Source organism: Aliihoeflea sp. 2WW (assembly GCF_000497755.1).
GTDB lineage: Bacteria > Pseudomonadota > Alphaproteobacteria > Rhizobiales > Rhizobiaceae > Aliihoeflea.
On record NZ_AYOD01000005.1, the window covers coordinates 162,641 to 173,966 of the forward strand.

Genomic DNA, 11,326 nt, shown 5'->3' on the forward strand with positions numbered 1-11,326 from the left:
CGTTTAGCCCAGATATGGATAGATCGGGAAGCGCTCGGTCAGCGCGACGACCTTTTTCTTGACCTCGGCTTCGACGGCGGCATTGCCCTCGTCGGAATTCGCGGCCTTCAGCCCGTCCATCACTTCGGCGATCAGCTTGCCGATCTCGCCGAATTCGGCGACGCCGAAGCCGCGCGTGGTGCCGGCCGGGGTGCCGAGGCGGATGCCGGAGGTCACGAAGGGCTTTTCCGGATCGAACGGGATGCCGTTCTTGTTGCAAGTGATGTTGGCACGACCGAGTGCGGCTTCCGCGCGCTTGCCGGTCGCGTTCTTGGGGCGCAGATCGACCAGCATCGAATGGTTGTCGGTGCCGCCCGAGACGATGTCGAGCCCGGTTTCCTTCAGGCTCGCGGCGAGCGCCTTGGCATTCGCGACGACGTCCCTGGCATAGGTCTTGAACTCGGGCTGCAGCGCCTCGCCGAAGGCGACGGCCTTGGCCGCGATGACGTGCATCAGCGGGCCACCCTGGAGACCGGGGAAGACAGCCGAGTTCATCTTCTTGGCGATCGCCTCGTCGTTCGAGAGGATCATGCCGCCGCGCGGGCCGCGCAGCGACTTGTGGGTCGTCGTCGTCACGACATGGGCGTACGGCAGCGGCGACGGATGCACGCCGCCGGCGACGAGGCCGGCGATATGCGCCATGTCGACCATCAGGTAGGCACCGACGGCGTCGGCGATCTCGCGGAAGCGCTTCCAGTCCCAGATGCGCGAATAGGCGGTGCCGCCGGCGACGATCAGCTTCGGCTTGGCTTCACGCGCAAGACGTTCGACTTCGTCCATGTCGATCAAATGATCGTCTTCGCGCACGCCATAGGAGACGACGTTGAACCACTTGCCCGACATGTTGACCGGCGAACCATGGGTCAGGTGACCGCCCGAGTTCAGGTCGAGGCCCATGAAGGTGTCGCCCGGCTGAAGAAGCGCCAAAAACACGGCCTGGTTCATCTGCGAGCCGGAATTGGGCTGCACGTTGGCGAAATTGCAGTCGAACAGCTTCTTGGCGCGCTCGATCGCAAGTTCCTCGGCGATGTCGACGAACTGGCAGCCGCCATAGTAGCGCTTGCCCGGATAGCCTTCGGCGTACTTGTTCGTCATGATCGAGCCCTGCGCCTCCAGAACGGCGCGGCTGACGATGTTTTCCGAGGCGATCAGCTCGATCTCGTGACGCTGGCGCCCGAGTTCCTTTTCGATCGCGCCGAAGATTTCGGGATCGCGGTCGGCGAGGGACTGGGTGAAGAAAGCATTCGGCTGGGCGGAAGCGGCAGTCGCGGTGGCCATGGCAGATCGACCCTTCTGGCGTGTGGCGGTAATCCGTGGAGCGGCGCGAATATCACACTATCGCCTGCGCGGCCATGTGCGGTTTGCGCAATTTACGGTTCCGGTCGCGACTGGATCAATGCGGCAAATGCGCGAAACGAAAAGGCCGCCCCGAGGGACGGCCTTTCGCATGGAGACGAGCGAACGCGATCAGGTCGCGGTCGAAATCTGCAACTCCGACGAACCGTCGAGCGCATAGATGTCGTCGCGGAACTGGACGACGCCGTCGCTGGTCGACCAGGCCGACACATAGCTGAAATGGACGGGCACCGGATTGGTGACGGCCACGGCCACGTCGGCATCGTTGATGATCGTCTGCTCGAAGCGGTTGCGATCCCAGCCCGGCGTCTCGCGCAAGATCCAGGTGACGAGATCGCGCACATTCTGGACGCGCACGCAGCCGGAAGAGTGGAACCGCTCCTGATTGGCGAACAGGCTCTGCTGCGGCGTGTCGTGCATGTAGACGGCATGCGGGTTGTGGAAGTCGATCTTGACGGAAGCCATGGCGTTGATGCGGCCCGGGTCCTGCCGGAAACGCAGCTTCGCAGCCTCTTCCGTCTGCCAGTTGATGGTCAGCGGATCGACCTCGCCATTGGGGCCGAGAATGCGGATGCCGTTTTCGGTCAGGTAGTTCGGGTTCTGGCGCATCAGCGGAATGATGTCGCGGCGAACGATCGATTCCGGTGCATTCCAGTACGGATTGACGATGATCTGGTGAATGTTGGAATCGAGAATGGGCGTCTGGCGATCGATCTTGCCGACCACCGCGACGTGGCGGCTCACGACACGGCCATTTTCGACTGCCTCGATCTCGGCAGCCGGGATGTTGACCATTACGTAGCGGTTGGCCGTCGTTCCGACCTTCTCGCCGAGGCGGCCGAGATTTCGCTCGAGCTGGCCAAGGCGCACCTGCGCCGACGCGTTGAGCGAGCGGTAGGTATAAGGACCGGTGACGCCGTCGGCCGGAATGCCGTGGCGGTTCTGGAAGCGCTTCAGGGCCGCATCGACATAGGAATCGAAAGACGGCGACATCCCTGCCCGCTCGGACAGATCGCCCGAGATCATCAGGCGCTGGCGCAGCACGTCCACGTCCGGATCGACAACGCCGAGCTGCAGCTTCTTCTGATCGGGAACCATCGGCCAGCCGCCGCGGGCGGCGATGTCCTGATAGCGGACGATGGCGTCCTGCAGGTAGACCAGCGTGTCGGGGCTGAAGATCGGACGCGTGGTCGCAACCTGCCCGCCATCGGAGACTTGGGCGTCGAACTGGTCGCCCCAGCCACGGCGGTTCGAATTCAGGATCGAATCGATCACGTTCTGCGCATGGGCGCTTTGCGACACGGCGGCGGCCGCAAGAGCGGACGCACCGGTGAGAAAGGTTCTGCGGCTGGTTTTCATCTTCTGTCCCGACGCTTCAAGATATGACGGCGCAAGCACGCGCGGTGCGAAGGGTCGAGACTAGTGGGTTAACCTTAACGAAACGCCACCATCCCCGACCCGTGGATTCGGTCGAAATACCGGATGACGTCCGGTCACATTCCAATATGGCGGCTTCGTGACCGTCGGGAAGCTTCGACGGAGGTGTTGCAGTTCGACGACACCTGCGCTGGCGCCGTCGTCGCCCGGCCGCGGATCGGACACCACCCTTGAAGGCGAGTCCGATGCGCCGGCGTCGGCGATGAGCGAGAGGCGTCGCCTCGCCTTACATGCGGTAGGCGATGGTGTCGTTCCAGAAGCGGTCGAGGCGCTGGAGAGCCTTGTTCATCTGCTGGAACTCGTCCTGGCCGATACCGCCGACCTTTTCGATCGAGCCGATGTGGCGGTCATAGAGCGCGCCGACCAGATCGGCGATCTCGCGGCCCTTCGGCGTCAGGCTGACGCGGACCGAACGACGGTCGATGCGCGAGCGCTGGTGGTTGATGAAGTCGAGATCGACGAGCTTCTTCAGATTGTAGGAGACGTTCGAGCCCAGATAGTAGCCGCGCGAGCGCAATTCGCCGGCAGTCAGTTCCGAAGAACCGATGTTGAAGAGCAGGAGCGCCTGGATAGCATTGATGTCGCTGCGGCCGTTGCGGTCGAACTCGTCCTTGATGACATCAAGAAGACGGCGGTGCAGCCGCTCGACGAGCTGAAGAGATTCAAGGTAGAGCGAGCGAATGGAATCGCCGCGGTCTTCGTTCATCTGGACGTTCTTCGACGTCGTACGCGAATTGATCATGGTCGTGCCTCTCGTTAAACGCCGGTGACTTTGTTTTTGATCTCACCTTGGGCACGACCCTAACCAATGCATCTAAAATTCGACTTAAACCGCAGGCTTAACATGAGCTTACCGGGAACTCCCGGATTTCAGGGTTAAGCTGCGGTTAGACCGAAAGGTTCATTTTTCCTCTCTACGGCGCCTGGCCCAGCGGTGGAGCCGGAAGCCGGCATAGACCACCACCGTCAGCGCATGGACGATGAGCACGAGATCGCGGCGGCCGTAGAGTTCGGGAAAGCCGGCATACATGACCGTCTCGGACACCGCGCACACGAACCAGATCACCGGCCCCCACGACGCCAGCATCCAGAGCCCGCTGGCGGCGAAGGGATAGAGCACCGCCAGACAGACGGCCGCGACCTGCCAGTGGACCGGCATCAGGTCGAAACGCCAGGTCAGCCCGTCATAGAAGCCGAGAAGCCTGATCCAGTAGAGAAGGCCGAGCCCGGCGCAAAGCGCCGCGACCGCGCGCAGGAACGTCTCGAACATCGTTTCGGAGGCCGACAGGCGCGGCAGGGCCGAATGAATGGACTGGATCACGGAACGGCGACCTTCAGATGTTGGAACCGGCTTGGCGAGACGGGTTGGACCCGCATTCGGCCCATGATACATCCCGCGCTATCAGGAGACGCCATCATGAACAAGATCACCCGCCCTGTTGCCACCACCTTGCGCACGGTCGACGAAATCACCGGCGGTCGGCGGCTGCGGCGGATGCGCAAGGCGGACTGGTCGCGGCGCATGGTGCAGGAAACGCGCCTGACGGTCGACGACCTGATCTGGCCGATCTTCGTGGTCGATGGCGAAAAGCGCCGCGATCCCCTCCCCTCGATGCCCGGCATCGAACGCTATTCGGTCGACGTCGCCGTCGAGGAGGCCAAGCGTGCCGCGCAGCTCGGCATACCGGCGCTCGCGATTTTCCCCAATGTCGACATCGCGCTTCGCGACCAGACCGGCTCGCACATTCTCGACCCGGACAATCTGATCAACCGCGTGACGCGCGCGATCAAACAGGCGGTGCCCGAGATCGGCATCATCACGGACGCCGCGCTCGATCCCTTCACCAGTCACGGCCATGACGGCATCCTGCGCGACGGCATCATCGTCAATGACGAGACAGTGGCGCAAGTCGCCGCCGCATCCGTGCTGCAGGCAGCGGCAGGCGCCGACATCGTCGCGCCGTCGGACATGATGGACGGGCGGATCGGCGCGGTGCGCGATGCGCTCGATGCGGCCGGCTACCAGGACGTCGCGATTATGTCCTATGCGACCAAATTCTCGTCGGCCTTCTACGGCCCTTATCGCGAGGCGATCGGCACGAGCGGGCTTCTGAAGGGCGACAAGAAGACCTACTATCTCGACCCGGCGAACGCCGCCGAGGCGATCCGCGAGACCGAGCAGGACGTGATCGAGGGCGCGGACATGATCATGGTCAAGCCGGGCATGCCCTATCTCGACATCATCCGCCAGTTGAAGGACGAGTTCGCGCTGCCGACCTTCGCCTATCAGGTCTCGGGCGAATATTCGATGATCGAGGCGGCCGCGGCCAATGGCTGGATCGACGGCGAGCGTGCGATGATGGAGAGCCTGCTCTCGTTCAAGCGCGCGGGCTGCGACGGCATCCTGACCTATTTCGCGCCGCGCGTGGCGCAGATCCTCAAGGGCTGATCAGGCCGCGCGGCGCAGTTCGACGCGGTTGCGGCCATTGTTCTTGGCGTCGTAGAGCGCATCGTCCGCCGCCTTGAAGACGGTCGGGAAGACCACGCCGGCCTTGTCCGCCCCGCTGACGCCGATGCTGACCGTGACCTCGAGATCGGTTCCCTCCACCGCGAGAGACTGACCGGCGACGCTCTGGCGGATGCGCTCGGCGACGCGTTCGGCCACACGCAGCGACGTCGCCGGCATCAGCACCGCGATCTCCTCGCCGCCATAGCGCGCAACGATGTCGGTCTGTCTGGTCTCGGCCTTGACGATGGCCGCGATCGAGGCGAGCACCCGGTCGCCTGCGAGATGTCCGAAACGATCATTGATCGATTTGAACCGATCGACATCGACGAGCAGCATCGCGAAAGGCGATCCCTTGGCGCGTGCGCTTTCGCTGATCCGGTAGGCCAGACGGTCGAAGGTGCGTCGGTTGGCAAGCGCGGTCAGCGCGTCGGTGCTGGCTTCGGTCTGCAGCTCCTCCTCGCGCCGGAAGTGCCGGTCCTCGCGTGCCAGGAACGCGCCGAGAAGGAGGATGCCGAGGACGGCATTGGTGACGAGGGGGATCGCCGCCGTCTGCACCACCGAGACGGCGGTCTGCCGGGGCAGCAATGCAAGGCAGGCAAGGACCGAGCAGATCGCGAGCGACAAGACCAGCAACTGCTCGGCATTCGGCGTGCGCCCCTTCCAGATGCGATGGAACACATAGCCGATGGTGGATGCCATCGCGATCGCGGCCAAGCCCGTCACGGCACCTGCGCCGCCCTGGATCATCCGGAATATCCCCATGATGCAGGCTGCAATGACGGCCGCGACCAGCCCGCCGAAAGGCGCCGCCAAGGCGGCCATCACCGTGCGCGAATCGAGCTGGACCCCTTCCGGCGTGCGGATCGGGTCGGCCATCGACAGGACACCGGCAAGTCCGAACAGGAGACCGATCATCACGCTGCGTCCGCCAAGCTTCGGAGCGTGACGCACCAGCGTCGAATAGGCCATCACCACCAGTGCCATCAGGCCGGCATTGTGGAGGAGGCTGAGAAAGATTTCGCTCGGGGCGTAAGACACTGGGCACATTCTCCTGCAACCACGCATAGCGAGGGCGGCTTTCAGTTGTTTCGATCAGATCGATAAAATTTGAATGAATCGCCCGGCTTGCGATCACGGTTGCGCGATCCCATCTTGATCACGGCAGCAAAGGAACGATCCCATGAACACGACTTCATCGACCGACCGCATCCATGACGGCGAAATTCTCAACGATCGCCTCGACGATGCACGCGTCTATGACGGCGTGCGCACGCGGCGCATCCTGGCTTTCTGCATCGACTATCTGATCGTCGGTCTCCTGATGATCGTTCCCGCCATCGTCATCGGCCTGCTCGGGGTGCTGACGCTCGGCCTCGGCTGGATGCTCTACGGCATCCTGTTCCCCGTCGTCGCACTCGGCTATATCTGGTGGACGCTCGGCGGAGCCTCGCAGGCGACCGTCGGCATGAACATGATGAACATCCGCCTCGAACGGCTGGATGGCGGACGCATCGACGGACCGCTTGCGGTGCTTCATTCGGTGCTGTTCTGGGCGGGCAACGTCATCCTGACGCCGTTCATCCTGCTGGCCACGCTGTTCCTCGACCGCAAGCGGGCCGTTCACGACCTGCTACTCGGCACCGTGGTCACGCGCACCGACCGTTAAGCGGAACTTGATGTCGCGCGGCTTGCCAACCGACGCGACTGGGGATTTCATATCCCGATCGCGGCAATCCATTCCGACTCGACGGTCAATGACGCACCAGCCTACGCAGTCACCGCAATTCTTCCTGACGGCGCCATCGCCCTGCCCTTACATCGAGGGCGAGTTCGAGCGGAAGGTGTTCACGCATCTGGTGGGCGACAAAGCGCCGGAGATGAACGACCTTCTGACGCAGGGCGGCTTTCGCCGTTCGCAGAACATCGCCTACCGGCCTGCCTGCGAGACCTGCCGTGCCTGCGTTTCCGTGCGCATTCTCGCCAACGAGTTCCAGCCGACGAAGAACATGAAGCGCGTCTCGGCGCGCAACGCGGACCTCATCGGGGCCGAACACAAGGCCGAACCGTCGAGCGAACAGTATTCCCTCTTCCGCACCTATCTCGACGCCCGCCACAAGCGCGGCGGCATGTCCGACATGACCGTGCTCGACTATGCGATGATGGTCGAGGACACCCATGTCGACACGCGGGTGATCGAGTATCGCAGACGCGGACCCGACAGCTTCATCACCGGCAAGGGCCAGGGAGAGCTCATCGCGGTCGCCCTCTCGGACCGGATGGGCGACGGCCTTTCGATGGTCTACTCGTTCTTCCACCCGGACATGGAGGACCGTTCGCTCGGCACCTTCATGATCCTCGACCACATCCAGCGCGCGAGGGCGCTCGGACTGCCGCACGTCTATCTGGGCTACTGGGTCAATGGCTCGCGCAAGATGGGCTACAAGGTGCGCTTCAAGCCGCAGGAACATCTCGGGCCCCAGGGCTGGGACCGCGTCGAATAGACCGGGTCACTCGGCCGCCTGGCGGGGAATGATGTCCTCGCCCGGCCGGTCGGGCTGGTCGGGTGCCGTTTTGCAGCCGAGGTCGGGGAAGACGACGATGCGCTTGCCCGTCAGGTCGGTGCGCACGACGATCAGATCGCGCTCTTCGAAATAGGTCAAAAGCCGTCGTGCGCGGTTCGCGGAATGGCTGCCATAGGCACGTGCCAGGGCCGCGTTGCTCGGGCACGGTCGTCCCTCGACCGCCGCCAGCGCGATGATCAGGAAGATCGGCTGGATGTCCTCCGCCAGATCCTTCGACAGGTCGAGCGCGACTTTCCATGCGTCCGTCGCCGCCGTTTCCTCGCACACGCCCGTCCGGGCGATCGCCAGCCGGCGCTTGAACTCCGGCAGATCGACCGCACTGCCCGGCACGCGGCGGATACGGCAACGCACGAGGAAATCCTGGTAAAGCACGGCAACCGTTCGGAACGGCAGTTCCGGATCATCGGCGATCTCGCGCATGACGAGGTCCAGCAGGCGCTCGCGCTCGACCTTGTCGATCTCCGGAAACAGGGCCTGCACCGGCTCTTCGGCCATCTCGCGCGGGCGCGACAACTGCTCGAGGATGTCGGCCGTCGGCGTGGGCGGCGGCGGGGGCCGGCGCACCGGCGCGCGCACTTCCTCGGGTCCTCGCTGAAAGATCAGGTCGCGCGCCTCGTCGCTCGTTTCGGGCAGCGGCATCAGCTTCGGGCTGACGGATCGCGCGGAGGTCTCCACCGTACCGATCGTCACCGGCATCGGCCGGCGCGAGACGGCGGGGCCGAGCGCGACGAAGGAGCCGCGCTGCAGGTCGCGGAACTGCTCGGCCTGCCGACGGTCCATGCCGAGAAGGTCTGCGGCGCGCGCCATGTCGATGTCGAGGAAGGTGCGGCCCATCAGGAAGTTCGACGCCTCGGCCGCCACGTTCTTGGCAAGCTTGGCAAGGCGCTGCGTGGCGATGACGCCGGCAAGCCCCCGCTTGCGGCCGCGGCACATCAGGTTCGTCATCGCGCCGAGCGAAACGCGACGCGCCTCGTCCGACACCTCGCCCGCCGCCGCCGGCGCAAAGAGCTGCGCCTCGTCGACCACCACCAGAACCGGATACCAGTGCTCGCGCTCGGCATCGAACATGCCGTTCAGGAAGGCTGCGGCGGCCTTCATCTGCTGGTCCGCATCCAGCCCTTCGAGGTTGACCACCACCGAAACCCGGTGCTGGCGGATGCGGCCGGCGATGCGAACGAGCTCGGCCTCGGTGCGCGCGGCGTCCACCACGACATGGCCGAACTTGTCGGCCAGCGTGACGAAGTCGCCCTCCGGGTCGATGATGCACTGCTGCACCCACGGCGCGCTCTGTTCGAGCAGCCGGCGCAGAAGATGCGACTTGCCGGAACCGGAATTGCCCTGCACGAGCAGGCGCGTGGCGAGCAGCTCCTCCAAATCCATCATGGCCGGCGCGCCGTGCGCGCCCTTGCCCATATCGATGCCGACTTTCAATGCAAATCTCCGATCAGAGCAGCCCTTCTATCACCCACGCGCGTAGATGCGGGGGTGCTTGCCGCGCAATCCACAACTCGCTGCGCCAACAAAAAGGCCCGCCGAGGCGGGCCCTTCCAGAATCGCTCCGGGCAAGCCTAGAGCTTCACCTTCTCATTGTCGCCCATGTCCGGTCGGCTGTCCGATACGGCGGCGGTGAGCATCTTGATGTAGCTGACGACCGTGCCGGGGCTGTCCCAGTATTGCGCATCGTTCGGCGTGACCTTCAGAACGCGGATCGAGGGGTCCTCGGGATCGTCCCACCAGGCCTTCGCCGGCGTCGACCACAGCTCCTTGATCTTCGCGCGGTCGTTGGAGACGGCCGCTCGTCCGGTGACCGAGACATATTTCTGGTCGCCGGCATCGGCGAAGAACAGGCCGACATGCGGGTCGCGCTGGATCTCGTCGTCCTTATGGCTTTCGGCATCGGTCAGGAAGTAGATCGCATGCTCCTCGCGCTCCAGATGCGCGGCCATGGGGCGGGCCCGGATGTCCTGCCCATCCTTCGTGGCAAGCATGCAAAAGCCGATCTTCTTCATCAGCTTCCAGACATGGTCGATCTTGTCGTCGCTCATTGTAATCCTCTCGGGTTGAATGGAAGCGTCCAACCTCGCGAGGACGCGAGTTGTTCCAACGAGCCGAGAGCATTCCATCTCAAATTGGATTCATTTTCCTGAAAATCGCCTGTATATGAAAACTCATCCCATTCTCTCTGCGATGGCGGCAGTCGCGGACCTTCATGCCGCACAGTCGCGCGGTTAGATTCCGGTTCCAATCATCCGCCATTTTGACGAGGAAAATTTCAATGAAGCGCATCTTGCTCGCCGGCGTCGCCGCCGCCCTCCTCTTCGGTGCGCCTGCCCATGCGCAGCAGCCGACCTCGCTCCTCAATGCCTCCTACGACATCGCCCGCGAATTGTTTGCTGCGGTCAACGCGGCGTTCATCCCCGCCCACAAGGAAGCGACCGGACAGGACGTCACCGTCGACCAGTCGCATGCCGGAACGTCCCGTCAGGCGCGTGCCATCGTCGAGGGGCTCGAGGCCGACGTCGTCACCTTCAACCAGGTCACCGACATCGACTTCCTCGTCCAGAACGGCTTCGTTTCCGAAGACTGGCAGAGCGAGTTCCCCAACCAGTCGTCGCCCTTCTATTCGCTGCCGTCCTTCCTCGTGCGTGAAGGCAATCCCAAGGGCATCGAGGACTGGGACGACCTCGTTCGCGAAGACGTCCAGGTCATCTTCCCGAACCCGAAGACCTCGGGCAATGCGCGCTACACCTATCTTGCGGCCTATGCCTACGCACTCGAAGCCTTCGATGGCGACGAGACCAAGGCACAGGAATTCGTAAAGACGATCTTCGACAACGTTCCGGTCTTCGACACGGGCGGACGCGCCGCGACGACGACCTTCGTCGAGCGCCAGATCGGCGACGTGCTGATCACCTTCGAGGCGGAGACGAAGGCCATCGCGCGTGAGTTCGGCGAGGATCAGTATGATCTCATCACGCCTTCGGTCAGCCTTTTGGCCGAATTCCCCGTTGCCATCGTCGACCGCGTCGCCGAGCGTCGTGGTTCGGGTGAACTCGCCAAGGCCTATCTCGACTTCCTCTACACCGAGGAAGGCCAGCGCATCGCCGCCGAAAACGGCCACCGCGTCGAGAACGAGACGGTCGCGCCCGAGTTCGCCGAAAACTTCCCCGAAGTTCGCCTCGTGACCGTCGAGGACGTGTTCGGCGGTTGGGACAAGGTCCAGGAAGAGCACTTCGCCTCCGGCGCGATCCTCGACCAGCTTTACGGCCAGCGTTGACGCAACCTCGGCTTGCTGTATTGACCGGCGGGTGAAAACCCGCCGGTTTGGCTTTCGGATCGCATGATGTTCTTCGCTAACACCCCCCTCTGGCCTGCCGGCCATCTCCCCCTCAAGGGGGGAGAT

At 63.7% G+C, this 11,326-nt stretch carries 11 protein-coding genes; 4 read left to right on the forward strand and 7 right to left on the reverse strand.

The features are described from left to right. Nucleotides 1–3 precede the first annotated feature (3 nt). The 4 genes from glyA to ALII_RS0104515 form a co-directional block, all read right to left on the reverse strand. The gene (glyA, locus tag ALII_RS0104500) at nucleotides 4–1,317 is read right to left on the reverse strand and encodes a serine hydroxymethyltransferase (RefSeq protein ID WP_024586133.1); all 1,314 of its coding nucleotides are present in this window, start codon (nucleotides 1,315–1,317) and stop codon (nucleotides 4–6) included. A 189-nt stretch (nucleotides 1,318–1,506) separates the two neighbouring features. Next, nucleotides 1,507–2,754: a L,D-transpeptidase family protein gene (locus ALII_RS0104505; protein WP_024586134.1), complete on the reverse strand. Its 1,248-nt coding sequence runs from the start codon at nucleotides 2,752–2,754 to the stop codon at nucleotides 1,507–1,509. A gap of 304 nt (nucleotides 2,755–3,058) precedes the next feature. Beyond that, entirely contained in the window at nucleotides 3,059–3,574 is a 516-nt protein-coding gene (locus ALII_RS0104510; protein ID WP_024586135.1) for a MarR family winged helix-turn-helix transcriptional regulator, read from the reverse strand. Nucleotides 3,575–3,733: 159 nt separating this feature from the next. Next, nucleotides 3,734–4,153: a DUF6163 family protein gene (locus ALII_RS0104515; RefSeq protein WP_024586136.1), complete on the reverse strand. Its 420-nt coding sequence runs from the start codon at nucleotides 4,151–4,153 to the stop codon at nucleotides 3,734–3,736. A gap of 96 nt (nucleotides 4,154–4,249) precedes the next feature. Here ALII_RS0104515 and hemB point away from each other — a divergent pair, with 96 nt between their 5' ends. Further along, nucleotides 4,250–5,281, forward strand: coding sequence for a porphobilinogen synthase (hemB, locus tag ALII_RS0104520; protein ID WP_024586137.1), 1,032 nt, complete (start codon nucleotides 4,250–4,252; stop codon nucleotides 5,279–5,281). On the opposite strand, the gene ALII_RS0104525 is transcribed toward hemB, so the two are convergent. Next, the gene (locus ALII_RS0104525) at nucleotides 5,282–6,379 is read right to left on the reverse strand and encodes a diguanylate cyclase (protein ID WP_024586138.1); all 1,098 of its coding nucleotides are present in this window, start codon (nucleotides 6,377–6,379) and stop codon (nucleotides 5,282–5,284) included. A gap of 142 nt (nucleotides 6,380–6,521) precedes the next feature. Here ALII_RS0104525 and ALII_RS0104530 point away from each other — a divergent pair, with 142 nt between their 5' ends. Both ALII_RS0104530 and ALII_RS0104535 read left to right on the forward strand, forming a co-directional pair. Beyond that, nucleotides 6,522–7,007: an RDD family protein gene (locus ALII_RS0104530; protein WP_024586139.1), complete on the forward strand. Its 486-nt coding sequence runs from the start codon at nucleotides 6,522–6,524 to the stop codon at nucleotides 7,005–7,007. A gap of 88 nt (nucleotides 7,008–7,095) precedes the next feature. Then, a complete protein-coding gene (locus tag ALII_RS0104535) occupies nucleotides 7,096–7,842 on the forward strand; it encodes an arginyltransferase (RefSeq protein ID WP_024586140.1) in 747 nt (248 codons plus the stop codon). 6 nt (nucleotides 7,843–7,848) lie between these two features. Here the strand turns inward: ALII_RS0104535 and ALII_RS0104540 are convergent, their stop codons facing one another. Together ALII_RS0104540 and ALII_RS0104545 are read right to left on the reverse strand one after the other, a co-directional pair. Next, nucleotides 7,849–9,336 carry an ATP-binding protein gene (locus tag ALII_RS0104540; protein ID WP_152529539.1) on the reverse strand — a complete coding sequence of 496 codons (1,488 nt, stop codon included), beginning with the start codon at nucleotides 9,334–9,336 and terminating at the stop codon, nucleotides 7,849–7,851. Between the two features lie 155 nt (nucleotides 9,337–9,491). Continuing rightward, nucleotides 9,492–9,968: a pyridoxamine 5'-phosphate oxidase family protein gene (locus ALII_RS0104545; protein ID WP_024586142.1), complete on the reverse strand. Its 477-nt coding sequence runs from the start codon at nucleotides 9,966–9,968 to the stop codon at nucleotides 9,492–9,494. Nucleotides 9,969–10,198: 230 nt separating this feature from the next. On the opposite strand from ALII_RS0104545, the gene ALII_RS0104550 reads away from it, so the two are divergent. After that, a complete protein-coding gene (locus ALII_RS0104550) occupies nucleotides 10,199–11,200 on the forward strand; it encodes a sulfate ABC transporter substrate-binding protein (protein ID WP_024586143.1) in 1,002 nt (333 codons plus the stop codon). The last annotated feature ends 126 nt before the right edge of the window (nucleotides 11,201–11,326 follow it).